Below are 24542 nucleotides of genomic sequence, written 5' to 3' on the forward strand. Positions count from 1 at the left end.
TGGCCTCACTCGGCGCCGCAGGAAAGGCGTCTAGAGACCACCTTCCTAACAGGAGCAGGCCCAATGAAAAAAGCTCTTCTCACCGCGTCGGCCGCTGCCTTCGCGCTCGCCGCTTCGGCTGGCTTCGCCGCCGCGCGCGACCAGGTTCAGGTCGCCGGTTCGTCGACCGTTCTGCCGTATGCCAAGATCGTTGCCGAGCAGTTCGGCGAAACCTTCAACAAGTTCAAGACCCCTGTGGTCGAGTCCGGCGGTTCGGGCGCCGGCATCAAGGAATTCTGCAAGGGCGTCGGCGAGAACACCATCGACATCGCCAATGCCTCGCGTCCGATCAAGAAGGACGAAATCAAGTCGTGCCAGGACGCCGGCGTGAAGGAAATCCAGGAAGTGAAGATCGGCTATGACGGCATCGTCTTCGCAACCGACGCCAAGGGTCCGGATTGGGCGCTGGTTCCGGCCGACATCTACAAGGCCTTGGCCGCCAAGATCGTCGTCGACGGCAAGCTGGTCGACAATCCGAACACCAAGTGGAACCAGGTCAACGCGAAGCTGCCGGCGTGGGATATTGCTGCCTACATTCCGGGTGAAAAGCACGGCACGCGCGAAGTCTTCGAGACCAAGCTGCTCGACGCCGGTTGCGACAAGGCAGCTCTGAAGGCTGCTGGCGTGACCGATGAAAAGGAAATCGGCAAGACCTGCATCGCCATCCGCAAGGACGGCAAGGCTATCGACATCGACGGCGACTACACCGAGACGCTCGCCCGCATCGACTCCAACAAGACCGGCGTCGGCGTATTCGGCCTGGCCTTCTACGAGAACAACGCCGACAAGCTGAAGGTGGCCACCGTTTCCGGCATCACGCCGTCGACCGAGACCATCGCCAAGGGTGAATATCCGGTGTCGCGTCCGCTGTTCTTCTACGTGAAGAAGGCGCATCTCGGCGTCGTTCCCGGCCTCAAGGAATATGTCGACTTCTTCCTGACCGACCAGATGATCGGCCCGGACAGCCCGCTGGCAGAGTATGGTCTGGTTTCGGCTCCGGAAGCCGAGCGCAAGGGCCAGCGCGAAGCCTTCGACGCTGGAAAGACGATGTAATTTTCCTGCTGCCGGGGCGTGGACTTAAGTTCGCGCCCCGGTCATTGCAGTCGGACCCGGTCCGGCTGTTTCCGTGACCTTTCAGAGGCCGCTCCATGTCATCCATGCTCGTCTTGGCAATCGTCGTCGCGATCGGAATTGGCGCCTTCATCATCGCAAGGCAGAGAGCGGCAGCCCAGGATGACGGCAAGGTCAAGCCGCATTCGCGAGCCCACTATCATGGCTGGTGGGCATTCCTGCTCGCAACGTTGCCGGCCGCCCTGTTTCTGGCGCTTTGGGTTATAGGCTCGTCCGTCTATCTCAATAGCCATCTGCATGCGCAGATGCCGGCGCAGACCGGTGTTGCCAGCGAACCCCTGGCCGTCAGCCTGACCAAGAGCCTCGCCAACGGCTTGCGCAAGCTGGACCCGCAACAGGTCGCATCGCTGCCGGCGACTTTCGCCGAACTGCGACCTTCGCTTGCCGCTAAGGGCGTTGCCCTGGCCACCGATACGCAAGACTACATGATCTCGATCGCGGCCGCGGCCAACAAGGTCCAGGATACGCTGGGACTGGTTGGCGCCGTTGCCACCGTTGCGCTGTCGCTCGCGGGTGCCGCCTATGGGATCTCGCAGGTCATGCCGCGGGCTCGAGCCCGCAACAATGTCGAGCGGCTGATGCTTTGGGGTCTGCTCGGCGCGTCCACCATCGCCATCCTGACCACGATCGGCATCGTGCTGTCGATGCTGTTCCAGACGCTGAATTTCTTCCATCGGGTTCCGCTTTCGAATTTCTTCTTTGGCACGGTGTGGGATCCACGCTTCGCCGCCGCCGGTGCTGTTGGCTCCGAGGGGCAATTTGGCCTGATCCCGCTGTTGGCTGGTACGCTCTATATTGCTTTCGTCGCGTTGCTGGTGGCGGTGCCGATCGGTCTTATGTCGGCTGTCTACATGGCCGAATACGCTTCGCCGCGTGTGCGCGCCGCGGTCAAGCCGTCGCTCGAGTTGCTGGCCGGCATCCCGACCATCGTCTACGGCATCTTCGCGCTCGTCACGCTCGGACCATTCCTGCGTGATTTGAGCGCCGCTCTCGCCGGCGGTACGTCCTTTATCCAGGCGCAATCGATCCTGACCGCCGGCCTCGTCATGGGTGTCATGCTGATCCCGGTTGTGTCTTCGCTCTCCGACGACATCATCACGGCGGTGCCGCGTGCCATGCGCGACGGCTCGCTGGGTCTTGGCGCGACGCGCTCGGAAACGATCAAGCGGGTCATCCTGCCGGCGGCGCTGCCGGGCATCGTCGGCGCAATCCTGCTCACCGCCTCGCGCGCCATCGGCGAAACCATGATCGTCGTGCTTGCCGCCGGTGTGGCCGCCAATCTGACGCTCAATCCGTTCGAGGCGATGACCACCATCACGGTCAAGATCGTCAACCAGTTGACCGGTGACCTCGAATTCAATTCACCGCAGACGCTGGTTGCCTTCGCGCTCGGCATCACGCTGTTCGCGCTGACGCTGGTGATGAACATCGTCGCCCTTTACATCGTCCGCAAATACCGGGAGCAGTACGAATGACCGACGTCACCTTGGATACGGTCGCCGCCTCGGTTCCCCAGGCACGTCGCGACATCGGCCTCAAGAAACGTTATGCCGCTGAGCGCCGCTTCCGCCTCTACGGTGTGTTGGCGATCCTCGTCGGCCTGGCCTTCCTGGCGGTCATGCTGGTTTCGATCGTGGGCAAGGGCTACACCTCGTTCTGGCAAACGACGATCACCCTGCCGATTACCTTCGACGAGAAGGTCATCGACCCCGACAACAAACGGGCATCGGATCCAGACGTGCTGGTCACGGCCAATTATCCGGTCTTGGCGCAACGCGCCCTGATGGAGAAGCTCGGCATTGATCCGAAGAACAAGCCGATGGCGGCGAAGCTGAAAGGCTTTCTGTCGGAAGGCGCTCGCGTTCAGCTGCGAAACGTCGCCGTTTCCGATCCGGCGGTGATCGGCACGACGCGCAACGTCGAGATCCTTGCCGCCGCCAACCTCGACTCGGCTTTCAAAGGCCAGATCGATTTGAGCGTTCCGGAAGATCGCCGCAAGGTTTCCGACCAGCAGGTCGAATGGATGAACAAGCTCAAGGCCGAAGGCGCAATGGCCGAGCATTTCAACACCGGTCTGTTTACCTTCGGCGCCTCCAGCCGTCCGGAAACGTCGGGTCTCGGTGTCGCGATCATCGGTTCGTTCTACATGATGGTGATCGTGTTGCTGCTTGCGCTGCCCATTGGCGTCGCCGCTTCGATCTACCTCGAAGAATTCGCCAAGAAGGGCCGTTTCACCGATCTGATCGAGGTGAACATCAATAATCTGGCCGCGGTGCCGTCGATCGTTTTCGGCCTTCTAGGCCTCGCTGTCTTCGTCAATTTCCTCGGCATGCCGCGTTCTGCCGCCTTCGTCGGTGGCCTGGTGCTGACGCTAATGACGTTGCCTACCATCATCATCGCCACGCGCGCTGCTCTCGCTGCCGTGCCGCCCTCAATCCGCTCGGCTGCTCTCGGTCTTGGCGCCTCGAAGATGCAGATGGTTTTCCAGCACGTCCTGCCTTTGGCTGCGCCGGGCATCCTCACCGGTACCATCATCGGCCTGGCACGCGCGCTGGGTGAGACGGCTCCGCTGCTGCTGATCGGCATGGTGGCTTTCGTGGCCGATTATCCGACGACGCCATTCGATCCGGCGACGGCGCTGCCGGTGCAGATCTATATGTGGGCCAATGAGGCCGAGCGCGCCTTCGTGGAACGCATGTCGGGCGCCATCATCATCCTTCTGGTCTTCTTGATGGCCATGAACATCACCGCGATCGTGCTCCGGCGTCGCTTCGAACGGCGCTGGTAGAAAGGGAGCCTGATATGAATATCATGACGGAAAAGACCCTCGAACAGGCAGTGAGCAGCCAGATGAGCGCCCAGACCAATGAGATGATCAAGATGCGTGGTGACAAGGTCACCGTGCACTATGGCGAGAAGCAAGCGCTGTTCGACGTCAATCTGGACATCCGCCAGAACCAGGTGACGGCGCTCATCGGCCCGTCCGGTTGCGGCAAGTCGACCTTCCTGCGCTGCCTCAACCGCATGAACGACACGATCGATTCCGCCAAGGTTGGCGGCAAGATCACGCTGGACCAGGAAGACATCTACGATCCCAAGATCGACGTAGTCGAACTTCGCGCCCGCGTCGGCATGGTGTTCCAGAAGCCCAATCCGTTCCCGAAGTCGATCTACGAGAATGTCGCCTATGGTCCGCGCATCCATGGGCTTGCCAAGAGCAAGGCCGACATGGATCGGATTGTTGAGTCCAGTCTGCAAAAGGCGGCGATCTGGAATGAGGTGAAGGACCGCCTGCACGAACCGGGTACGGGCCTTTCCGGCGGTCAGCAGCAGCGCCTGTGCATCGCGCGTGCAATTGCCGTGTCGCCGGAAGTCATTCTGATGGATGAGCCCTGCTCGGCTCTCGATCCGATCGCAACCGCCAAGGTCGAGGAATTGATCGACGAACTGCGGCAGAACTACACGATCGTCATCGTTACGCACTCGATGCAGCAGGCGGCACGCGTGTCGCAACGCACCGCCATGTTCCATCTCGGCTATCTGGTCGAGGAGGGGGCTACCGACAAGATGTTCACCAACCCTGACGACAAGCGCACGCAGGATTACATCACCGGCCGTTTCGGCTGAGCCGACGAGCGCGGCAGACGACAAGCGAGGACAGGATCATGGGTGAACATACCGTCGCGTCGTTCGATGAGGAACTCGGACAGATCAGCAAGCTTGTCCGCGATATGGGCGACCTTGCGGGATCGATGGTCGAGAGCTCGACCAAGGCGTTGCTGAAATCGGACAATGGATTGGCGCAGCGCGTCGTGTCCGACGATGCCATCATGGATGCGCGCCAACGCGAACTGGACAACCGTGCGATCACGCTGATCGCCAAGCGGCAGCCGATGGCGCAGGACCTTCGTGCCGTCATCGGCGCCATCCGCATGGCGGGCGATTTCGAACGCATCGGCGACCTTGCCAAGAACATCGCCAAGCGGGTTGGCGCGGTCGGGCAGAGCGGGACGCCGCGCGAATTTTCGCATTCCATCGATGCCATGGCGCAGCTCGTACTCGTCCAGGTCGACGGGGTGATCGAGAAATATGCGGCGGCTGATCCGCAGGGGCTTGCTCAGCTGAGGGCCGACGATGAACGGATCGACGTAAAATACACTTCCGTCTTCCGCGAATTGCTGACCTACATGATGGAAGATCCGCGCAACATCACGCCGTGTACGCATTTGCTGTTCTGCGCCAAGAATCTGGAACGCATCGGCGATCACGTCACCAATATCGCCGAAAATGCCTACTACGTGCTGACGGGCGAGCAGTTGCCGCCCAATCGGCCGAAGTTCGACGAGACGGCCGCAGCCGTCCCGGCCGCGTAGCAAAAGGACGACGGCAAGATGATCGCGCCGCGTGTCATGGTGGTGGAGGACGAGGAGCCGTTGGGCGTTCTCCTCCGCTACAATCTGGAATCCGAGGGCTACCAGGTCGAGGTGGTGGCGAGAGGCGACGAGGCGGAAATCCGGCTCCAAGAGAATGTTCCAGATCTTCTGGTGCTCGATTGGATGGTTCCGGCCGTATCCGGTATCGAATTGTGTCGTCGGCTCAGGATGCGCCCCGAAACCGAACGTCTGCCGATCATCATGCTGACGGCGCGAGGCGAGGAAAGCGACCGTGTGCGTGGGCTTTCCACGGGAGCGGACGATTATCTGGTCAAGCCGTTCTCGATGCCGGAGTTCATGGCGCGGGTGAAGGCGTTGCTGCGCCGGGCCAAGCCTGAGGTGCTATCCTCGGTGCTCAAGGTGGGCGACATCGTGCTCGACCGCGAGTCGCACCGGGTTTACCGCAAGAAGAGTGAAATCCGGCTCGGGCCGACGGAATTCCGCCTGCTGGAATTCATGATGCGCCATCCCGGTCGCGTTTTCTCGCGCAGCCAGTTGCTCGACAATGTGTGGGGCGAGACCATCTACATCGACGAACGCACGGTGGATGTGCATGTCGGGCGGCTGCGCAAGGCGGTCAACAACGGTCGCATGCCGGATGTCATCCGCACCATCCGCGGATCCGGTTACGCTATCCGCGAGGACTGAGCCTAGCCTTCGCCGCCTTGTGGCGGCGGGGGCATGGTTGCCATCGGACCGCCCAGTGCGAAGATTTCCTGGTCGATGAAGGTCAGTGCGCGCATGGCGCACCCTTCCCGGATCAGCATTTGCTCGTTCGGCTCCGTGTCGAAGGAAATCGAAGCGGAATGCTGGCCGCCGGCGGTCTGGGCAATCGCTTCCCGCAGTGCCGGCTCGATCAGGTCGAAGGCCGTCGCGCCGATACCGACGAACGTCACCGGGGCGGGGTCGATGACGGCAAACAGGGACCCCAGACCGTAGCCCAGCGCCTCACCGGCGCATCGATAGGCGTCGCGTTCGGGGCCTGCTGTCATGCGTGCCTTATCAGCTAGCGCCTGCATCTCGTTATCAGGGATGTCGGCAGCCGGTTCCGCGTTTTCGTCGATGCCATTGGCGCTTCGCCAGATCGCATAGTTACCGGCATAGGCCTCGACGCAGCCGTGCCGGCCGCAGCGGCACAGCGCGCCTTTCGGGCGATGGATCATGTGGCCGAACTCGCCGCCGGACGAATGTGTGCCGATGAACAATTCGCCGTTGAGCACGATACCCATGCCGATACCGTGCGAGAGCAGGACGGCGATGAAGTCGTCACGATAACGGTCGGTACCGCGCCAGCGCAACGCAACGGCCATCATGTTGCAGTCGTTCTCGACGATGACAGGAATGCCGAACGCCTCTTCGAGGATATCTGCGAACGGAATATTGCCGTGAGGCGTTATTGGCGTCCAAAGCATGGCACGCGCATGGGAATCGGCAGTGCCCTGGACAGCGAAGGCAATACGCAGCACGCGTCGCCCAATCGTGGTTTCGTCTTCGAGGCGCTGCCGCACGATCGTGACACATTCCTCGATCAGGGCTTCCCGCGGCAGGGTCAGGGTGTCCAGCCTGCGGGCATCCTGGGCCAAAACGCGCCCGGCATAGTCGGTGACCGTCGCGGTCAAGAGGTTGAGCGATAGGATCACCGTGATCACCGCCGCAGCGTCCGCGGCAAGTTCCAGCCCGACCTGCGGGCGGCCACGTTTCGCGGCGGTCGATTCACTGCGTCCTTCCATCAGGACGCCCTCGGCGATCAAGTCGGAAGAGATTGCGGAAATGGTCGAGTGGCTGAGACCGGTTATCGTGGTGATTTCGGTGCGTGAAGGCTGTTTGGAGCGGCGCACGGCGGAGATCACCATCGCGCGGTTCCTGCGGCGCAAGTCATCGTGCCGGATTCCGACGGTCATGTCCTTGCCGTTCCTTCCTCCGCCAGCCCTTCGTGAATTCGAGGCTGTTTGCGCACAAGTCCCGCAAGGCATCGGGAAGCGTGCATTCTGTCCATAGGTCGCAGCGCAGGCGAATGCAAAATCCGTTTCGATTTTGGTGTCCTGCCACCAACCTCCTCCACAGATAGTGGCAGAAGCCCGTTCCCGCGTCACTATTATTTCGAGGCACGAAATAAATAAAACTGGATTGTTGAAACCGGTTGACAGAAGAGCCTGCCGCTGCAATTATTTTTTCGAAGCTCGAAAAAAAGCTTCTCCAAGGGCAACGCATACCAGCGCGCCATTGGGCGCAGGGAGGAAACCATGAAAAAGTTCACAACCGCCATTCTGGCGGGTGTCGCCATGACGTTCGCGCTTACGGCCGTCGCCGAGGCGAAGGGCAAGGTTATCGGCGTGTCCTGGTCCAATTTCCAGGAAGAGCGCTGGAAGACCGACGAAGCGGCAATGAAGAAGGCGATCGAGGCAGCCGGCGACAAATATATCTCTGCCGATGCGCAATCGAACCCTGGCAAGCAGCTCACCGACGTGGAAAGCCTGATCGGCCAGGGTGCCAACGCCCTTATCATCCTGGCGCAGGACGCATCCGCTATTGGCCCGGCGGTGCAGAAGGCGGTCGACGAGGGAATTCCCGTCGTTGGATACGACCGATTGATCGAAAATAAGGACGCCTTCTACCTGACCTTCGACAACAAGGAAGTTGGGCGCTTGCAGGCCAAGGCGGTGTTCGCCGTCAAGCCGGAAGGCCATTACGTCTTCATCAAGGGCTCCAGTGCCGACCCGAACGCCGACTTCCTGTTCGCGGGTTCGATGGAAGTGCTGAAGGCTGCGATCGATGCCGGCAAGATCAAGAACGTTGGCGAAGCCTATACGGACGGTTGGCTGCCCGCCAATGCGCAGAAGAACATGGAGCAGTTTCTGACCGCCAACGACAACAAGGTCGATGCCGTCGTGGCCGCCAATGACGGCACTGCCGGCGGTGCCGTTGCCGCGCTTGCCGCTCAGGGCCTCGCCGGCTCGGTGCCGGTTTCCGGCCAGGATGGCGACCACGCCGCCTTGAACCGCATCGCGCTTGGCACGCAGACCGTTTCCGTGTGGAAGGACGCTCGCGAACTCGGCAAGAACGCCGCCGAGATCGCCTCGCAACTCGCCGACGGCAAGAAGATGGGCGACATCGCCGGAGCCAAGGACTTCACGACCCCGGCGGGCAATACCGTCAAGTCGCTGTTCCTGACGCCGGTGGCCATCACCAAGGACAATCTCAACGTCGTCATTGACGCCGGCTGGGTTTCCAAGGACGTTGTCTGCCAGGGCGCCAAGGCAGGCTCGGTGAAGGCCTGTAACTGAAGCTGAGCTTCGCTTGGGTTGAAACCGCGGCTCTCGAGCCGCGGTTTTCTCAAAAACTCCGTTTCAAAGCCGAGAAGACCGGTTTCGCGACTTGACGCTCCATCGCCGCCGCTCGGCGCATGGATGGGAGGATATCATGACCGATACGACCTCGAATGCGCCGGTCGATCGCGCCCGTGCAGCCGAATTGACGGCCGTTGGGCGTTTTCTCAAGGCAACCGAACTCGACACTCGCATGCTTGGCATGGTGGCGGCGCTGCTTGTCATCTGGGTCGGGCTACACCTTCTGTCGGGCGGTCTGTTCCTCACGCCGCGTAATCTGTGGAACCTCTCGGTACAGACGTCGTCGGTCGCCATCATGGCGACCGGCATGGTGTTGGTTATCGTCATGCGCAACATCGATCTGTCGGTGGGCTCTGTCGAAGGCGTGGTCGGCATGATCATGGGCGTTGCCCAGGCCGAATTCCTGATCAGGGTCATGGGCATGCAGCTTGGCAATCCGTGGCTGTGGGTCGTTGCGCTGGCCATAGGCGTCGTCCTTGGCCTCGTTATCGGTGCCCTGCAAGGCTTCATCATAGCCTATCTGGAAGTGCCTGCTTTCATCGTCACCTTGGGCGGGCTGTTGATTTGGCGGGGTGCTGCCTGGTGGATCACCAGCGGTCGCACCGTTGCGCCGCTCGACGCGACCTTTCAATTGATGGGCGGTGGCCCGGCCGGTTCGATCGGCGCGACGTGGAGCTGGATACTCGGCCTTGTGGCCTGTGCGGGCGTGATCGCCATGCTTCTCAACGGCCGTGTGCAACGCCAGCGCTTCAAGTTTCCTTTGCGGCCTGTCTGGGCCGAGATTTTCCTGGGCGTGATGACCTGCGTTGCCATTCTTGGCGCGGTCAAGGTCGCCAATTCTTACCCCTGGCCTGCCGGCGTTGTCAGCAAATACGCTGCGGCCAATAACATTCCGATACCCGAAGGCGGCCTGTTCATCGCGCATGGCATCGCCATTCCCGTGCTGATGGCGGTGGCTGTCGGGCTCATCATGACCTTCGTCACCAACCGTACCCGGTTTGGTCGCTACGTCTTTGCCATCGGCGGCAATCCGGAGGCAGCCAATCTTGCCGGCATCAACACCCGCTGGGTTACGATGAAGGTATTCATGATCATGGGTGTGCTGGCGGCAATCGCCGCGGCGATCTCGTCGGCCAGGCTTAATGCGGCGACCAATTCGCTTGGCACGCTGGACGAACTGCTGGTTATCGCGGCCGCCGTGATCGGTGGCACCTCGCTGGCTGGCGGCTCGGGCACCGTGGTCGGCGCGATGCTGGGTGCGTTGCTGATGCAGTCGTTGCAGTCCGGCATGGTGCTTTTGGGTTTGGATACGCCGCTTCAGAATATCGTGGTCGGCCTCGTGCTGGTCGTCGCCGTTTGGCTCGACACCATGTATCGCAAGCGCGTCTAGGAAGGAGGCAGGATCATGGAACAGACCAGCACCCCTCTCGTCGAGATGAAGGACATCTCGATCGCCTTCGGTGGCATCCGCGCCGTGGATGGCGCTTCCTGCGACCTCTATCCGGGCGAGGTGGTGGCGCTTCTCGGCCACAATGGCGCCGGCAAGTCGACCTTCATCAAAATCCTGTCCGGCGCCTACAAGCGCGACGCGGGCCAGATTTTCATCAATGGGGAGGAGGCGACGATCTCCAATCCACGCGATGCCAAGAAATATGGGATCGAGACGATCTACCAGACGCTGGCTTTGGCCGACAATGTGGATGCAGCAGCCAACCTGTTCCTGGGCCGCGAGGTGATGACCAAATACGGCACGCTTGACGACGTCGCCATGGAGGCGGAAGCGCGCAAGGTGATGGGGCGCCTCAATCCGCGCTTCCAGCGCTTCAAGGAACCGGTCGTCAAGCTGTCGGGAGGCCAGCGCCAGTCGGTGGCAATCGCGCGCGCCATCCTGTTCAACGCGCGCATCCTGATCATGGACGAACCGACCGCGGCGCTCGGTCCGCAGGAGACGGCGCAAGTCGGCGAACTGGTGAAGCAGTTGAAGGCCGACGGGCTTGGCATCTTTTTGATCAGCCATGACATCCAGGACGTGTTCGAGCTCGCCGATCGTGTCTGCGTGATGAAGAATGGCCAGGTTGTGGGGACGGCACGGACAAAGGATGTCACCAAGGACGAGGTGCTCGGCATGATCATCCTTGGCAAATGTCCGCCCGGTGCCATTCCAGGCCCAGGTGCAATCAGGGAAGCTGCCTGACGCGCTCAGCCGCGTTTACCAATCACGTGATCGATACCAGGCTAAGAAAGCATACCGCTTTCGGACGAGGCCTTCGTGGGCTAAAAGATTCGCGGGGGCTTTTGCGGGCTAGCTGCGGAATTGAGAAAATTTTTCCCGACGATAGCATTCGTTGCCGTCGCCCTGGCCAGCCTTGTTCTGGCTGGCTTTGCCTATTTTGCGGCACGCGAGGCGGCACGGATAAAATTCGAGGCAGCGGCGGACGATGCGGTCGGACGCATCGAAAGCCGGCTTGACCTGCACACATCGTTGTTGCGGGCGACCGAGGCGTTTTTCAGTGCTCGCACCGGTGGCGTCTCGCGCGCGGAATTCGACAAATTCTATCAGACACTCGATGTCGACGGAAATTTCGCGGGCCTGCTCAGCCTTGGCTACCTCAAGTTGATTAGACCAGGCGGCGAAGCTGCCGCCAGGGACGAAATCCGAAGCAATTACGGTATCGACCCGGCCTTCCCGTTGGCCGACGGGCTGGAATGGCACGCGCCGATCACGTTGATTGAGCCCCACGATGGGGAAAGCCAGCGCTATCTCGGCTACGACGTGGCCATTGACTCGGTGTCGCGCGCCGCGATGGAACAGGCGATGGCGGATGGTGCCCTTCATGCAAGTGGCCGGCGCATGCTGGACCCGCTCCCCGATGCGAAGGGCGAGGCGAAGTCGGCCGTTCCGGGTTTCGTGATCTTTGCGCGCTTGGGAGTGGACGGCGTGCCTGCCGGCCAAGATGCGGTCGCGAAAACGAAGGGGTTTCTCTACGCGGCCTTCCGTGCGCGCGATCTGTTTGAGGTGGCGCTCGGCAAAGCGCCGCAGCTGCCGGTCAATCTCGAGGTCTACGACCAGTCCATCGATCTGGGCAATCTGCTGTACCGCTCGGAAATTTCGCCCGTACACGGTTACGGTCTCAAGACGATGCGCATGATCGAGGTGGCCGGCCGGCCATGGGCCGTCGTGCTGCGGCCGACTGCCGCCTTCACCGAGCCATCCTCGCCTTTCGTGCCAGTGGTGCTCGGGCTGTTCGGCTTGCTGCTTGCGGGCACCATCGCAATGATCGCCCGCTACCAGGAACGTGCCTTCGACGCGGCCACACGGCTGCATGAGACCACCGAGAAGAGCCTGATGGAGAAGGATCTGATGCTGCAGGAGATGCGGCACCGGATCAAGAACTCCATCGCCCGGGTGCTGGCTATCGCCCGTCAGACGGCGGCGCATTCCGCCGATCTGAAGGAGTTTTCGAGTTCGTTTTCCGCCAGGCTGCAATCGATGGCTGCCTCGCAGGATATGTTGACGCGCTCGCGCCGCCAGCAGGCCGATCTGGGCGATCTGCTGCGCATCGAGCTCGGTCAGGTTTTCGGCAAGGATCTGCCGGACGGGCTGCTTTCAGGCCCGCAAGTGTTGCTCGATGAGACGACGACCCAGGCGCTCGGCCTGACCTTTCACGAGCTTGCTACCAATGCCCTGAAATATGGGGAGGCCGGCAGCTCGGTCGGCGCGCTTAGGGTCGATTGGTCCGTGGACGGGCAAGGGCGCGAGAGAATGCTGGCGCTCAACTGGATCGAGGCTGGCAAGCTCAATCTGGAGGCACCGGCCAAGACGGGCTTCGGCACCAAGCCGATCGACATGAACATCACCCGCGAGTTGCGGGGCACGATCGAGCGCGAGTTTCGCGAAGACGGGTTACAGGTGAAAATCCGGATTCCGCACTCGAACTGAGGTTGCGAGCGGACAGGTGTCAAAAACAAAAGAGGCCGGCAAGCCGGCCTCTTTCGATTTCGTGCCGTGCAGATCAGTTGCAGCGGCGGGTGTAAATGCGCCCGGTGTCCGGATTGCGGTACTGGCAATAACCATTGCGCAGGTTGCGAACCAGCAGACCCGAGCCGGCGCCGACAGCAGCGCCAATAGCCGCGCCCTTCCAGCCACCCACCGCGCCGCCGATCAGCGCGCCGGCGGCGGTACCCACCGACACGTCCTGCTCGGTCGTGGTACATGCGCTAAGCGCGAGCACGCCCGCCAGAGCCAAAATAGTCTTACGCATCAATTTACTCCTCTCGCTTGAAGTCCTCGCGTCGCCGCGTGTTATCCACTTCCAAGCGGTTGTTTAGCATGGGTATATGGATATTGTCTGCCCCCCTCGATTGCCCCGCCTTTTGGCAGGTTTTTTCGAGGCGGCTGGCGAACTGATCCGCTCTACGGCATCAGGATATCAACTGGCAATCAGTATGGCGAGCGGGACCAGAAGGATCGCCCCGCAAGCAACCAACGCAACCGCAAGTCGGTGCCGATGGATTGGTTTCCTCTCCGCCGAACTCGGCTGATCTTCGAAATTGCCCAGCGAAAGGCGAGCTGCGCGCTCCAAGCCCTGCATGTCGGCGGTCACGGCACCAATTCCCCCATGTTGCGCGTCTGCCCGGATCCCAAGGACGCCGGCAAAGTATCGAAAATCATGGTGAATATGACGTTAACCACGATCGTGCGCGTTCAATCCGCGGCGAAATTGCCCGCCGGGACGACGAGTTGATATTCGATACGGTCGTCGGAAATTTCGAAGGTGGCCATGCCATCGAGGGCGCTGGGCACCACGCGTTCCAGCGCCACCGAGCCGAAGCGCTTCTGATCGAGCGGTTTCTTGCAGACGGGGTACCGTTCGCTCCAATGCAACCACAGCCCTGGTGCGCCTTCGCCCGGTTCCACCAAGCCAGCTTTCACTTCAACAGTGCCATAGGCTTGCGACAGGGCACCGTAGCTCATCGAATTGACCGTCAATTCGTGCACGGCAAGGCCGATGTGAAGAGCAGCGTTGGGATTGAGGAAAGGATCGACGCCATCGAAATTCAGGCCGCGTGCCGGATCGGCGCCATAACGCTCCATCTGGCCCTCGATCAACTCGCGCAACCGCGCACCGCGCCAGTTGGATGACGTCACCAGATCCTGCGAAGAGGCAAGCGACTGCAGCCTTCCGCGGAAGCGGGTCAGGAAGTCGCCGATATCGACCGAGTAGCGGCCGGTCTGGCTGGCGATGCTTTGAATTATGGCGAGCAGGTTCTTGGAGCGATGACTGACCTCACGCAGCAACGTCTTCAACGTCTGTTCGCGGCGTTTCTGCTCGGTGATTTCCACCCAAGTCGAGACAACGCCCTGGATGGTGCCGTTCTCGTCCCGGTCTGCGTCGATCCAGATGTCGAACCAGCGGACGCCCTCCTCATGTGGAAGGCCGACCTCGATGCGCTGCGATTCTCCGGTTCCGAGTACGTGCCGCTGCGCGGCTTCGATCCGCTCGGCCTGGGCGGGTGGAAGGCCGCCGCCCTTCTTCTTCGGCGCCAGCGGCGCCAGGATGTTTCGGGTCCAGATCTTGTTCAGGGTTCGATCGTGGTACGCCACATAGATGCCGGTATGCCGGACCGCCAGACCGAAGGCTCGCCGGATCTGTGCATCGCAGCCAGGCGGCAGGTCGTCCTGACCGACATCCGACACAACGGCCAGATCCGGAACCGTGGTCTTCAGCTTTTCCTTGGCGGACAGGCTCATCTGGCGCCCTGTCTTTCCGCTGAAGCGTCGACACCGAGACGCCAGCCCGACCAGCGGGTCATTCCATCGAAAACCGCTTTATGGCGACTTCCAAATTCGGCAGGCTGTGTGCCGCGGGGTGTCATGCTCGTTTGAAGATGCCGGCGAGCAGAGAAATGACGAGGAAAGCCAGGAAGATGAAGAACAAGATCTTGGCCAGACCCGCCGACGCCCCGGCTATGCCGCCGAAACCAAGTGCGCCGGCTACGATCGCAACGACCAAGAACACCAGCGCCCAGTATAGCATAAACCGACTCCTTCGATTGATACGGCAGAACGTGCTGCCGCCATTGTTTGTTCCGCTCCTGCGCGAAAAACACGATCCGAGCCGCCTTCGTCAAGCCGCAGCTCTGGCCTGACGGTCGAAGAACAGCGCCTGGCTGATCAAAGCCTTGACCATGTCGGGGTTGAAGGGCTTGGTGACGAGGAAAGTGGGCTCAGGCCGCTCTCCGGTCAGCAACCGTTCGGGGAAGGCGGTGATGAAGATCACCGGCACGGACGTCGTCCGCAGGATTTCGTTGACCGCGTCGATACCCGAACTGCCGTCGGCGAGCTGGATGTCGGCAAGCACCATTTTCGGGTGCGTTTTGGCAAACAGCGCCACAGCCTCGGAATGCGTGCGGGCAATGCCGACCACCCGGTGACCGAGGCTTTCGACCATCTCCTCGATATCCATGGCGATCAGGGGTTCATCCTCGATGATCAGCACGTCGGTGGCCACCTGGCGGGAAATCTCGCTGCTGGCCTCGGTCAGAAGATCGGCGAACCGGCTCTCGCTGACGCCGAGGATTTCAGCGCCCTCGGCCTCGCTGAAGCCTTCGACGGCGATCAGCAAGAAGGCTTGGCGTGGCAGCGGCGCAAGCGCCTCCAGATTGGCGGCGGCATGCTGTTCCCAACTGGTGGTCGCGTCGCCTTGAGGGACGCGGATAACCACAGAGGTGAACAGCTTCGCGAAAATCCTGTAGAGCGCTATGCGATCCGAAGAAGCCTCGGGGAAGATGGAGGTATCGGCGATGATGGCTTCCAGCATTGCCGCTACCATGGCGTCACCGCTTTCCTGGGAGCCGGAGACGGCCCGCGCGAACCTGCGCAGGTAAGGCAGGTGCGGGGCGATGGCGGCTGATAAACCCATGACGTATGGCTCCCTCGGATGGCGTATCGATAAAGTACAGGTTAGAAGAACATATAACTTGGCCAACGAACGTCGTTGCAATGAAAAAGTTCCACTGCGGTGGAACCATTGTCATGGGGGAGACGTTACGGGCCAGCTAGACGACAGGGAGGATGTCGTCGACTGGACTAGGCCGGAAACAGCCCGGGGGACTGGATAAAAGGCGAATGAAGGACACTAAAAAGACTGGCGTCCCTGAACGCCAGGTCGGCATTGTCGACCCGCTTGGCGCCAATTCGGAAATCGGCCGCAAACTCAAGCAATATTACGACGAACTCGTTTCGGACGAAGTGCCGGATCGCTTCGCCCAATTGCTCGCGCAGTTGGATCAAGTCGAACCAGGGCGCAAGAAGGACTGACGAATGTCCGCATCCGAGGGTTTCCGGACCGATCTGCTCGGCGCCATTCCGAGCCTGCGCGCCTTTGCCGTATCGCTGACCCAGAATGCCGACCGGGCCGACGATCTGGTACAGGAGACGCTGGTCAAGGCCTGGGACAAGCAGGACAGTTTTCAACTCGGCACCAATCTGAAAGCCTGGCTATTCACGATCCTGCGCAACGAATTTTATTCGCAGATGCGCAAGCGTGGCCGGGAAGTGCAAGACAGCGACGGCATTATGACCGCGCGGCTTGCCGTTCATCCTGCCCAGCACGGACAACTCGACCTCAAGGATTTTCGCACCGCGCTGGAGCAGTTGCCGGAGGATCAGCGCGAAGCGATCATTCTGATCGGCGCGTCTGGCTTTTCCTATGAAGAGGCGGCCGAAATCTGCGGTTGCGCCGTCGGAACCATCAAGAGCCGGGTCAGCCGTGCCCGGGTGCGGCTGCAGGAAATTCTGAAGATTTCCGGCGAAGACGATTTCGGGCCGGATGCGATTTCCGCCCAGGTTACGGGATCGACCTCGGCAGCTTGAAGGCATTGCCTATTTGCCGCTGGACGAAAACAGCGAAAATCCCTTCAATGGAACCCATCTCTCGCCCAAGGGTTGAGTAAAGGCCAGGCGGTGTGGCGACCATGAGGAGTGCAGTATGGCCAAGCCTGTAAACAAGACTGCCGAGACACCCAAATCCACGACCGAACTCGAAGCCGATATCCGTCGACTGCAAGCCGATATCGAAAAGCTGACCAGGCAACTGGCAGAGGCGGGCGAGCAGCACATCGGCGCAGCGAAGCGCGCCGCCGCTGAAGGTGTCGAGCAGTTGCGCCAGAAGGGTGAAGCCGCGATGGAGAGTTTGAGCGGCAACGCGCGCGATATCGAAGCGCAGGTGGTTGCCAGCGTTCGCGAGAAGCCCATGACGGCGCTCGCTGTCGCGGTCGGCATTGGCTTCCTGTTCGCGCTGCTGTCGCGGCGCTGAGCGGTAGGGTCGCGCCGCGTGGGATCTCTCACCTCGCTTCTGGCTGGCCTGGTTACCGGTGAGGCCAGCGCCATAGCCAAGCAGGTCCGGGGCGCAGCGATCGTCTATGGGGTGGCGCTTGTCGCGGCGCTGTTCGGTTTCTGCTTTCTTCTGGCCGCCGCCTATCTTTGGGCCGCCAAACGGTTCGGAGCCATCGAGGCGTCTTTGGGCTTCGGTGGCGGTTTTCTTGCCGTTGCGGGTCTGACCGTCATCTCATATCGACTGACCGCCAAGAGCCGTTCTCGTCGACGGGCGGAGAAGCGCCGGACGAATCTCGCGGCGCTCGGCATTGCCGCCGGCATCGCTGCTCTCCCAGGGCTGCTCCGAAGCCGGGAAGGCACGGGTGCCTTGCTTGGGCCGCTCGCCGCTCTTTTTGCCTATGCGCTCTATCGGGAGAATTTTCCGGGCGATGCAGAAAAAAATGGTGACCAGGAGCCATCGAGTGACGCGGACCGTCGCGGATAACGTCGTGCGCTCTTGGTGAACAGAGGCATTCTCATCGTTCTCATTTAGAGCACAGTCTATCCTGTCTCCACTGTCTTTGCCGCCATGGGTCATATGCTCATATTGGCGAGGACAGCGGCTGGGGCCGCAGCGGAGAGAAAGGCAAGACCATGCTCACCCAGATCAAGGGCCTGCATCACGTCACCTCAATGGCGGCGGATGCGCGCCAGAACAACGATTTCTTCACCCACAAGCTTGGCCTGCGCAGGGTCAAGCAGACCGTAAACTTCGACGCGCCCGATGTTTATCATCTCTACTACGCCGACGAATTCGGTACGCCGGGTTCCGTAATGACCTATTTCCCGTTCCCGAACATCGGTTCCGGCAGGCACGGCGTTGGCGAAGTCGGCACCACGGCTTTCTCGGTGCCGGAGGGCACGCTTCCCTTCTGGGAAAAGCACTTTTCGGAACATGGCGTGACCGTGGAAGGACGCGAGGAAAAGTTTGGCGAGAAACGGCTCAAATTCTTTGGTCCCGACGGCGACGGGTTTGCGCTGGTCGAGGACAAGGCCGACAACCGTGCACCCTGGCTGAAGGGTGGTGTCCCCGGCGACGAGGCTATCCGCGGGTTCCATTCGGTGTCGCTGCGCCTGAAGGACGGCGGTGCAACGGAGGAGCTCCTGAAGTTCATGGGCTACCAGGAAGTGGACCGCTCCGGCAATATCAGCCGGTTGGCGGTAAAGAATGGCAATGGTGCGGATGTCGTAGACATCGAGTCCTTGCCCGGTGCTTCCTTTGCGGGTCTGGGCGCGGGTTCCGTGCACCACGTCGCCTTCGCGGTCGAGAACCGTGCCAAACAGCTGGAAGTGCGCAAGGCGCTGATGGACACCGGTTATCAGGTGACGCCGGTGATCGATCGCGACTATTTCTGGGCGATATACTTCCGCACGCCGGGTGGCGTGTTGTTCGAAGTGGCGACCAACGAGCCGGGCTTCGACCGGGATGAGGATACGGCCCATCTTGGCGAAGCGCTGAAACTGCCAATGCAGCACCAGCATCTGCGTTCCTATCTGGAAAAGCATTTGCAGCCGCTGGACAACTGAAGCCGCCATGAACCTTCCTGTCGCTCCGAAAGGGCGACGGGCCTTTCATTGATCACATCAGGAGGTCGGGATGTCGAACGATCCCTATATTCACCGGACATTGCCGGGTTCTGCCGGTGGTCCCATGCTGTTCGTGTTCCACGGGACCGGCGGAGACGAGCAGCAACTTCTGTCGCTCGGTCGAGAGCTGCTGCCGACGGCGACGATCGTTTCGCCGCGCGGCGATGTCTCGGAGCTTGGGGCCGCGCGTTTCTTCCGACGCACCGGCGAAGGCGTCTACGATATGGATGATCTGGCGCGAGCAACGGCCAAGATGGCCGGCTTCATTGAAGAGCAAATCGAAGCGACAAAGCCATCGGTAATTTTTGGGCTGGGCTATTCCAATGGCGCCAATATCCTGGCGTCGGTGGTCTTCACACAACCCAAGCTGTTCAACGGCGTTGTGCTCATGCATCCGCTGATCCCGTTCGAGCCGAAGGTTTCGGGCGATCTGACCGGGAGCCGTATCCTCATCACGGCTGGTCGGCGCGATCCGATTTGCCCGCCGAATCTCACCAATCGGCTCGATGCCTATTTGCGCGCGGCCGGTGCCGATGCCACAGTGGAGTGGCATGAAGGCGGTCACGAGGTGCGGCCGAATGAAATCGAAGCGGCGAAACGGTTCCTGTCCCTTGAACCGGCGAAAGGAGCTTAAGTGATGGCCGAACAATTGCCCGAAATCGAGCTGGAGGACCGCGGTTCAAAGGGGCGCTATTTCCTGCGCGGCCCAAATGGGGCGGAAGCTGAGATGACTTTCACCCGGATCGGCGAGCATAAATTCATTATAGACCACACCGAGGTGCCGGATGCATTTCGTGGACAGGGCGCTGGCCTGAGGCTGGTCACACGCGCCGTCGAGGACGCCAGGGCATCAGGCAAGAAGATCATTCCGCTTTGCCCCTTCGCTGCCGCTCAGTTTCGGCGGCATGCGGAATGGCATGACGTGTTGGCAAGCTGAAATCGTGCAGTGCAGTATTTCGTGTCTGACGATTTTTTGCTTGGGTCTGCAATTGCCTGAACGTAACAAATCCAGCGACCAGCGCGAATAATAGGGGCGGAGCCTGTGGGCGGTAAGGATGAAACCGAGCTTGCCCGGCTGATGCGGGCGGCAACCGCAGGAAACGAGAACGCCTATGCCGAATTCCTGCAGAGGGCGGCCGCCATCGTTCGCGGCTTTGCCCGACGCAAGATCGTGCAGGGCGGAGTTGATCCCGAGGACGTCGTGCAAGAGACCTTGCTGGCCATTCATCTCAAGCGGCATACGTGGCGCCAGGACGCGCCCATCCTGCCGTGGATTTATGCCATTGCTCGCTACAAGCTGGTCGATGCGTTCCGCCGTCGCGGCCGACATATCGAGGTGGCGATCGAGGATTTTGCCGAGATGCTGGCCGAGCCGGAACAGGATACGGTCAGCGAGCGCGACATCAGCCGCGCGTTGGACGGCCTGTCAGCCGGGCAGCGCTCCGTCGTTTCGTCAATCTCGGTCGACGGCAATTCGATCGGAGAAACCGCAACGAAGCTTGGCATGAGCGAAACTGCGGTGCGCGTCGCCTTGCATCGCGGCCTCTCGGCCATTGCCAAGCGGTTCGGGCGGACCTGACATGAAGACGAACGAACTCATAAAAGCGCTCAACGCAGACTCCAAAATGACGGCGATGCCGTCCCACTCGGTCTGGCGCGTGGCGCTTATGATTGCCGTACCTGTCGCGGCTGCGGTGTTCTTCGCCACAATCGGTCCGCGCCCGGACTTCATGCTCGCCGCGCAAACCATGCGTTTCCTGTTCAAGTTTGTTTTCACGGCTACCTTGGCTGTGTCGGCCTTCCTGGCATTGCGAGCACTTTCCATGCCCGGGATCGCCACCGGCCGGGTCACGCGATGGCTGCTGGCGGCGCCGTTGTTGATGGCTGCGGCGATCGCGGTCGAATTGTTCCTGGTGCCGTCTGGCGATTGGGGCCGACGGCTGATCGGCACCAACTGGGCAATTTGCCTTACCTTCATTCCACTGATTGGCTTGGGACCACTGGCCGTTTTCATCGCTGCGCTGAAGCATGCGGCGCCGACCCGGCCGGTTCTGACGGGCGCTGTCGCGGGGATCCTTGCTGGCGGTCTTGCGGCCACTTTCTACGCGGCGCATTGCACCGACGACTCTCCGCTTTTTGTCGCAACCTGGTATACTTTGGCTATTGCCGCGCTGTCGGGGTTGGGCTCTTTGATCGGCCGATTCTACCTACGTTGGTGATTGGCTAATTTAGCCGTATCTGATTGATACTGCTTGTTAATCATGTCCCGGAACTTCCAGCCCTGGATGGTGGACGCGCCCTCTGTACAATCATTCCTTAAATGAGTTACTGCAAGATTGTCGATGAAGGGATGCTTCGAGTTGGACGTATAACGCTGTGACGTTTCAACACCGCGAAAGACGTGGCCTAGACAAATATCTGTCCGCCATCGCGTTGGGCTTTGGTTTCTGGTTAGCATCGGCCGCCTCGATCCTGCTGTCGCGGGTCGGCGACGGTGTTGCGGCAGTTTGGTTGGCATCGGCGGTTGCGTTCGTCATGCTGGTTCGACGCGAGCGGCGGACCGGCATCTTGGACTATGCCGCGCTTGCAGTTGCGACCCTCGTCTCCAATTTGCAGTTTGGCTCCAGTCTCACATCGGGACTGCTGTACGTGGTCTTCAATCTAGGCCAAACGGCACTCGCGTTGCTGCTCGTCGACAAATTTGCCGGCGGCCTGCCAGTGAAGGCCAGGCCATCGGTCCGAACTTTCGCGCTCATCCTGTTTCTGACCGGCGTGGTCGCAGATAGCGTGACAGGGCTGATCTTTGCCTCGTTTACCTACGCGGCGCATGGCTGGCCAATCTTCAAGACGGCCTGGACGTTTCTGTCGAGCAATGCTCTGGGTTATGCACTAGTCCTGCCGCTGCTGCTTTATGGTTCAAAGCCGGCACTCGTCTTGCTGGCCGAGCCACGGGCGCTGCTGCGTTTGATGCTCGTTGCCGCGAGTTGTGTTGGCTTGGCCTACCTTGCGTTGACCTATAGCCGCTTTCCCTTCGCGCTGACGATGCTGCCGCTGATGGTGTTTGCACCACGGTTGGCTTCGCTTGAGCTCGCTCTCGTGTGTTTCCTGACGGGTGTGGCCTGCGTCGCGATCGCCATGACGGGTCTGATGCCGGGCCTGCATAGCGGCATCGAGGTCTTGAGCGACGGGTTCCAGGTTTCGGTTGCGATCATCGTCTCCACGCCTTTCCTCGTGGGATTGTCCATCGAGCAGATGCGCGAGGATCATGCGCGGCTGGCGGAGTTGGAGACGCGCTGGAATTTTGCGCTGGTCAGCGCGGGGCAAGGCGTCTGGGACGCCGACATACGCAACAACAAGGTGCAATATTCCACGATCTGGAAGAACCTTCTGGGTTACGAGGAGAGCGAGCTCGGCAACGATCCGGAGCTGTGGCTGAAGCATGTTCATCCCGACGATCTCGACCGTGTCATCGCGGCGGATCTGGACCACATGCAGGGTAAGGTGCCTGTCTACGAAGTCGAGTTCCGCATGCGCCACAAAAGCGGCCGCTGGATATGGATGCTCGATCGCGGCAAGGCGGTCGCACGCGAACCCGACGGACGCGTGGCACGCGCAATCGGCTCGATGACAGACATCACCGAACGCAAGGAAGCTGAAGAACGGCTGTTGGTTTCGGCGACGCTTCTCGCCGACGAGAAGGAACGGCTGCGCGTGATGCTGCAGTCGATCGGCGACGCGGTGATTGGTACCGATGCCGAGAACAGGATCACATTCATGAACCCGGTCGCGGAGAAGCTGACCGGGGCAACCAGCATTGCGGCGCTCGGCAAACCACTCGGTTTCGTCTACCGCGCGGTGGACGAGGAGAGCGGGCGCCGGCTGGACGAGCCGCATCTGGCCGACAACAGGCTGGAACGGGCCGAGCAGAACAGCCGGGCCGTTCTCGTTCGCAGCGATGGCACGCGTTTCAGTATCCGCCAGGTCGTGTCGCCGATCCTGAACGAGAACAACGAGTTTGGCGGCTCGGTCATCGTCTTCCAGGATTTCACGGATGCGCGAACGCTGCAGCGCCAACTTGCCCACGCGGCGACGCATGATGCGCTGACTGGGCTCGCCAACCGCCCGAGTTTCATCCGGACGGTCGAGGACCTTGTCGCCAAGTCGAGGAGGGATGCCTCGCGCTACCAACTGATGTTCATCGATCTCGACCATTTCAAGCCGGTCAACGACACCAGCGGGCACGCGGCGGGGGATGCGCTGTTGCGCAAGGTGGCCTCCGCGATCAAGGGGGCATTGGCGCCCGCCGATATTGTCGCGCGGCTGGGGGGCGACGAATTCGCCGTGGTGCTGATGTCGGCATCGCACGGGGTCGGCGAGGCCGCCGCTATAGCAATCCTCGAAGCCGTCAGCGCCCTGGAATTCATCTGGGATGGCCAGATGCACCGCGTCAGTTCGAGCATCGGACTGACCCAGATATGCGCCGAATGCGGCGAGGCCAACGAGATCATCGCGAAGGCCGATGCGGCCTGTTATGCGGCCAAGGCCGCAGGCCGCAACTGCGCTTTCGTGGCACTGCCCGGCTTGTCGGGGAACGGTGTCGCCACGCCGATGACACGCGTGGCGACCGGAACCTGAAATAGTGGGTAATGGCTGACTTAAGTCAGCGCGTCGGCACCGGATGTTCGCCGCGATAATCATAGAAGCCGCGCCCGGCCTTGCGGCCGAGCCAGCCAGCCTCGACATATTTCACCAGCAACGGGCAGGGGCGATATTTGGAGTCCGACAGGCCGTCATGCAGCACCTGCATGATCGACAGGCAGGTATCGAGACCGATGAAATCTGCAAGCTGCAGCGGGCCCATCGGATGATTGGCGCCGAGCTTCATCGCCGTGTCGATGGCTTCCACGGTACCGACACCCTCATAGAGCGTGTAGATCGCCTCGTTGATCATCGGCAGCAGGATACGGTTGACGATGAAGGCCGGGAAATCCTCGGAGACGGTAATCGTCTTGTCGAGCTGCTTCACATAGGCCTTGGCCAACTCGAATGTCTGGTCCCCGGTGGCGATGCCGCGCACCAGTTCGACCAGTTTCATCACCGGCACCGGATTCATGAAATGAATGCCGATGAAACGCTCCGGGCGATCGGTCTGGGCTGCCAGACGCGTGATTGAAATCGAGGACGTGTTGGTGGCGAGCACTGCAGTCGGGTTGAGCTGCGGGCAGAGCTGCGCGTAGATCTTGCGCTTGACCGTCTCGTCCTCGGTCGCTGCCTCAATGACGAGGTCGGCGGCGGCGAGATCGGCCATGTTGGCGGCGGAACCGATCCGCGAGACTGCGCCCTTGCGTTCCTTTTCGTCCAGTTTCCCGGAAGCGACCTGGCGTGCCATGTTGCCGCTGATCGTGGCGATGCCCTTTTCGATGCGGTCGACAGAGACGTCGTAGAGCAGGACGTTGTAGCCTGCCAACGCGGAGACGTGGGCAATGCCGCCCCCCATCTGGCCCGCGCCGATGATGCCGATCGTCTCGATCTTGCCGGTCATTCCTTGATCCCGCCAGAGGCTTGTTCTTGATTTTGTGCAACGCAAACTAAATGGCCGGGGTAGGTTTCGTCTACCCCGGCCATTAT

26 protein-coding genes are annotated in these 24542 nt (G+C 61.1%); 20 read left to right on the plus strand and 6 right to left on the minus strand.

The genetic code is table 11. From position 1 onward, the window contains the following. Positions 1–63: 63 nt before the first annotated feature. The 6 genes from FZF13_RS13040 (at position 64) to phoB (ending at position 6251) form a co-directional block, all read left to right on the plus strand. Complete coding sequence (locus FZF13_RS13040; RefSeq protein ID WP_024922713.1) at positions 64–1092, plus strand: substrate-binding domain-containing protein; 1029 nt, start codon at positions 64–66, stop codon at positions 1090–1092. Positions 1093–1187: 95 nt separating this feature from the next. Next, positions 1188–2645, plus strand: coding sequence for a phosphate ABC transporter permease subunit PstC (pstC, locus tag FZF13_RS13045; protein WP_024922712.1), 1458 nt, complete (start codon positions 1188–1190; stop codon positions 2643–2645). Beyond that, a complete protein-coding gene (gene pstA / locus FZF13_RS13050; protein WP_024922711.1) occupies positions 2642–3958 on the plus strand; it encodes a phosphate ABC transporter permease PstA in 1317 nt (438 codons plus the stop codon). Before pstC ends, pstA begins: the two co-directional genes overlap by 4 nt. Positions 3959–3972: 14 nt before the next feature. Beyond that, the gene (pstB, locus tag FZF13_RS13055; protein WP_024922710.1) at positions 3973–4797 is read left to right on the plus strand and encodes a phosphate ABC transporter ATP-binding protein PstB; all 825 of its coding nucleotides are present in this window, start codon (positions 3973–3975) and stop codon (positions 4795–4797) included. A gap of 38 nt (positions 4798–4835) precedes the next feature. After that, complete coding sequence (gene phoU, locus FZF13_RS13060; protein WP_024922709.1) at positions 4836–5543, plus strand: phosphate signaling complex protein PhoU; 708 nt, start codon at positions 4836–4838, stop codon at positions 5541–5543. Between the two features lie 18 nt (positions 5544–5561). Further along, positions 5562–6251, plus strand: coding sequence for a phosphate regulon transcriptional regulator PhoB (gene phoB, locus FZF13_RS13065; RefSeq protein WP_036254589.1), 690 nt, complete (start codon positions 5562–5564; stop codon positions 6249–6251). A gap of 2 nt (positions 6252–6253) precedes the next feature. Here phoB and FZF13_RS13070 read toward each other — a convergent pair whose 3' ends face one another. Next, positions 6254–7504, minus strand: coding sequence for an ROK family protein (locus FZF13_RS13070; RefSeq protein ID WP_024922707.1), 1251 nt, complete (start codon positions 7502–7504; stop codon positions 6254–6256). 342 nt (positions 7505–7846) lie between these two features. Here FZF13_RS13070 and xylF point away from each other — a divergent pair, with 342 nt between their 5' ends. The 4 genes from xylF to FZF13_RS13090 all read left to right on the plus strand — a co-directional run bounded on the left by xylF (position 7847) and on the right by FZF13_RS13090 (position 12890). Continuing rightward, a complete protein-coding gene (xylF, locus tag FZF13_RS13075; RefSeq protein WP_024922706.1) occupies positions 7847–8887 on the plus strand; it encodes a D-xylose ABC transporter substrate-binding protein in 1041 nt (346 codons plus the stop codon). Positions 8888–9023: 136 nt separating this feature from the next. Continuing rightward, on the plus strand, positions 9024–10340 hold the full coding sequence (locus FZF13_RS13080) for a sugar ABC transporter permease (protein WP_024922705.1): 1317 nt from the start codon (positions 9024–9026) through the stop codon (positions 10338–10340). A gap of 15 nt (positions 10341–10355) precedes the next feature. After that, positions 10356–11144, plus strand: a complete 789-nt coding sequence (locus tag FZF13_RS13085; RefSeq protein WP_024922704.1) for an ATP-binding cassette domain-containing protein — start codon at positions 10356–10358, stop codon at positions 11142–11144. Between the two features lie 291 nt (positions 11145–11435). Continuing rightward, a complete protein-coding gene (locus FZF13_RS13090; RefSeq protein ID WP_342585832.1) occupies positions 11436–12890 on the plus strand; it encodes a CHASE domain-containing protein in 1455 nt (484 codons plus the stop codon). A 73-nt stretch (positions 12891–12963) separates the two neighbouring features. Here the strand turns inward: FZF13_RS13090 and FZF13_RS13095 are convergent, their stop codons facing one another. The 4 genes from FZF13_RS13095 to FZF13_RS13110 form a co-directional block, all read right to left on the minus strand. Continuing rightward, on the minus strand, positions 12964–13212 hold the full coding sequence (locus FZF13_RS13095) for a YMGG-like glycine zipper-containing protein (protein ID WP_024922702.1): 249 nt from the start codon (positions 13210–13212) through the stop codon (positions 12964–12966). A 443-nt stretch (positions 13213–13655) separates the two neighbouring features. Next, positions 13656–14702, minus strand: a complete 1047-nt coding sequence (locus tag FZF13_RS13100; protein WP_024922701.1) for a sensor histidine kinase — start codon at positions 14700–14702, stop codon at positions 13656–13658. A gap of 121 nt (positions 14703–14823) precedes the next feature. Beyond that, on the minus strand, positions 14824–14988 hold the full coding sequence (locus tag FZF13_RS13105) for a DUF1328 domain-containing protein (RefSeq protein ID WP_024922700.1): 165 nt from the start codon (positions 14986–14988) through the stop codon (positions 14824–14826). Positions 14989–15078: 90 nt separating this feature from the next. Beyond that, positions 15079–15873: a response regulator gene (locus FZF13_RS13110; RefSeq protein WP_024922699.1), complete on the minus strand. Its 795-nt coding sequence runs from the start codon at positions 15871–15873 to the stop codon at positions 15079–15081. 206 nt (positions 15874–16079) lie between these two features. Here FZF13_RS13110 and FZF13_RS13115 point away from each other — a divergent pair, with 206 nt between their 5' ends. From FZF13_RS13115 to FZF13_RS13160, 10 genes are all read left to right on the plus strand, one after another. Further along, positions 16080–16271: a NepR family anti-sigma factor gene (locus FZF13_RS13115; RefSeq protein ID WP_024922698.1), complete on the plus strand. Its 192-nt coding sequence runs from the start codon at positions 16080–16082 to the stop codon at positions 16269–16271. 3 nt (positions 16272–16274) lie between these two features. Next, positions 16275–16826: an RNA polymerase sigma factor gene (locus FZF13_RS13120; protein ID WP_024922697.1), complete on the plus strand. Its 552-nt coding sequence runs from the start codon at positions 16275–16277 to the stop codon at positions 16824–16826. A 115-nt stretch (positions 16827–16941) separates the two neighbouring features. Next, positions 16942–17268 (plus strand): ElaB/YgaM/YqjD family protein, encoded by a 327-nt coding sequence (locus FZF13_RS13125; RefSeq protein ID WP_024922696.1) that lies wholly within the window; start codon positions 16942–16944, stop codon positions 17266–17268. Positions 17269–17379: 111 nt separating this feature from the next. Next, the gene (locus tag FZF13_RS13130) at positions 17380–17772 is read left to right on the plus strand and encodes a hypothetical protein (RefSeq protein WP_244437873.1); all 393 of its coding nucleotides are present in this window, start codon (positions 17380–17382) and stop codon (positions 17770–17772) included. A 149-nt stretch (positions 17773–17921) separates the two neighbouring features. Further along, positions 17922–18854, plus strand: a complete 933-nt coding sequence (locus FZF13_RS13135) for a VOC family protein (RefSeq protein ID WP_024922694.1) — start codon at positions 17922–17924, stop codon at positions 18852–18854. 70 nt (positions 18855–18924) lie between these two features. After that, positions 18925–19548: an alpha/beta hydrolase gene (locus tag FZF13_RS13140; protein WP_024922693.1), complete on the plus strand. Its 624-nt coding sequence runs from the start codon at positions 18925–18927 to the stop codon at positions 19546–19548. 3 nt (positions 19549–19551) lie between these two features. After that, complete coding sequence (locus FZF13_RS13145) at positions 19552–19851, plus strand: GNAT family N-acetyltransferase (RefSeq protein WP_024922692.1); 300 nt, start codon at positions 19552–19554, stop codon at positions 19849–19851. 105 nt (positions 19852–19956) lie between these two features. Then, positions 19957–20493, plus strand: a complete 537-nt coding sequence (locus tag FZF13_RS13150; protein ID WP_024922691.1) for a sigma-70 family RNA polymerase sigma factor — start codon at positions 19957–19959, stop codon at positions 20491–20493. Position 20494: 1 nt separating this feature from the next. Beyond that, entirely contained in the window at positions 20495–21133 is a 639-nt protein-coding gene (locus tag FZF13_RS13155; RefSeq protein WP_024922690.1) for an NrsF family protein, read from the plus strand. A 430-nt stretch (positions 21134–21563) separates the two neighbouring features. Continuing rightward, positions 21564–23549, plus strand: a complete 1986-nt coding sequence (locus tag FZF13_RS13160; RefSeq protein ID WP_244431341.1) for a diguanylate cyclase domain-containing protein — start codon at positions 21564–21566, stop codon at positions 23547–23549. A gap of 25 nt (positions 23550–23574) precedes the next feature. Here the strand turns inward: FZF13_RS13160 and FZF13_RS13165 are convergent, their stop codons facing one another. Continuing rightward, on the minus strand, positions 23575–24456 hold the full coding sequence (locus FZF13_RS13165; RefSeq protein WP_024922688.1) for a 3-hydroxybutyryl-CoA dehydrogenase: 882 nt from the start codon (positions 24454–24456) through the stop codon (positions 23575–23577). Between the last annotated feature and the right edge of the window lie 86 nt (positions 24457–24542).

The sequence above is a fragment of the Mesorhizobium terrae genome (genome assembly GCF_008727715.1).
GTDB classification, from domain to species: domain Bacteria; phylum Pseudomonadota; class Alphaproteobacteria; order Rhizobiales; family Rhizobiaceae; genus Mesorhizobium; species Mesorhizobium terrae.

What these genes read in the sequence shown, in the direction of transcription:
- FZF13_RS13135 (WP_024922694.1), top strand. Translation starts at nt 17,922, where the DNA reads ATGCTCACCCAGATCAAGGGCCTGCATCACGTCACCTCAATGGCGGCG.
- phoU (WP_024922709.1), top strand. Translation starts at nt 4,836, where the DNA reads ATGGGTGAACATACCGTCGCGTCGTTCGATGAGGAACTCGGACAGATC.
- FZF13_RS13040 (WP_024922713.1), top strand. Translation starts at nt 64, where the DNA reads ATGAAAAAAGCTCTTCTCACCGCGTCGGCCGCTGCCTTCGCGCTCGCC.
- FZF13_RS13105 (WP_024922700.1), bottom strand. Translation starts at nt 14,988, where the DNA reads ATGCTATACTGGGCGCTGGTGTTCTTGGTCGTTGCGATCGTAGCCGGC.
- FZF13_RS13120 (WP_024922697.1), top strand. Translation starts at nt 16,275, where the DNA reads ATGTCCGCATCCGAGGGTTTCCGGACCGATCTGCTCGGCGCCATTCCG.
- FZF13_RS13095 (WP_024922702.1), bottom strand. Translation starts at nt 13,212, where the DNA reads ATGCGTAAGACTATTTTGGCTCTGGCGGGCGTGCTCGCGCTTAGCGCA.
- FZF13_RS13145 (WP_024922692.1), top strand. Translation starts at nt 19,552, where the DNA reads ATGGCCGAACAATTGCCCGAAATCGAGCTGGAGGACCGCGGTTCAAAG.
- pstC (WP_024922712.1), top strand. Translation starts at nt 1,188, where the DNA reads ATGTCATCCATGCTCGTCTTGGCAATCGTCGTCGCGATCGGAATTGGC.
- phoB (WP_036254589.1), top strand. Translation starts at nt 5,562, where the DNA reads ATGATCGCGCCGCGTGTCATGGTGGTGGAGGACGAGGAGCCGTTGGGC.
- FZF13_RS13085 (WP_024922704.1), top strand. Translation starts at nt 10,356, where the DNA reads ATGGAACAGACCAGCACCCCTCTCGTCGAGATGAAGGACATCTCGATC.
- FZF13_RS13115 (WP_024922698.1), top strand. Translation starts at nt 16,080, where the DNA reads ATGAAGGACACTAAAAAGACTGGCGTCCCTGAACGCCAGGTCGGCATT.
- pstB (WP_024922710.1), top strand. Translation starts at nt 3,973, where the DNA reads ATGAATATCATGACGGAAAAGACCCTCGAACAGGCAGTGAGCAGCCAG.
- xylF (WP_024922706.1), top strand. Translation starts at nt 7,847, where the DNA reads ATGAAAAAGTTCACAACCGCCATTCTGGCGGGTGTCGCCATGACGTTC.
- FZF13_RS13125 (WP_024922696.1), top strand. Translation starts at nt 16,942, where the DNA reads ATGGCCAAGCCTGTAAACAAGACTGCCGAGACACCCAAATCCACGACC.
- FZF13_RS13080 (WP_024922705.1), top strand. Translation starts at nt 9,024, where the DNA reads ATGACCGATACGACCTCGAATGCGCCGGTCGATCGCGCCCGTGCAGCC.
- FZF13_RS13110 (WP_024922699.1), bottom strand. Translation starts at nt 15,873, where the DNA reads ATGGGTTTATCAGCCGCCATCGCCCCGCACCTGCCTTACCTGCGCAGG.
- FZF13_RS13100 (WP_024922701.1), bottom strand. Translation starts at nt 14,702, where the DNA reads ATGAGCCTGTCCGCCAAGGAAAAGCTGAAGACCACGGTTCCGGATCTG.
- FZF13_RS13070 (WP_024922707.1), bottom strand. Translation starts at nt 7,504, where the DNA reads ATGACCGTCGGAATCCGGCACGATGACTTGCGCCGCAGGAACCGCGCG.
- pstA (WP_024922711.1), top strand. Translation starts at nt 2,642, where the DNA reads ATGACCGACGTCACCTTGGATACGGTCGCCGCCTCGGTTCCCCAGGCA.
- FZF13_RS13155 (WP_024922690.1), top strand. Translation starts at nt 20,495, where the DNA reads ATGAAGACGAACGAACTCATAAAAGCGCTCAACGCAGACTCCAAAATG.
- FZF13_RS13140 (WP_024922693.1), top strand. Translation starts at nt 18,925, where the DNA reads ATGTCGAACGATCCCTATATTCACCGGACATTGCCGGGTTCTGCCGGT.
- FZF13_RS13165 (WP_024922688.1), bottom strand. Translation starts at nt 24,456, where the DNA reads ATGACCGGCAAGATCGAGACGATCGGCATCATCGGCGCGGGCCAGATG.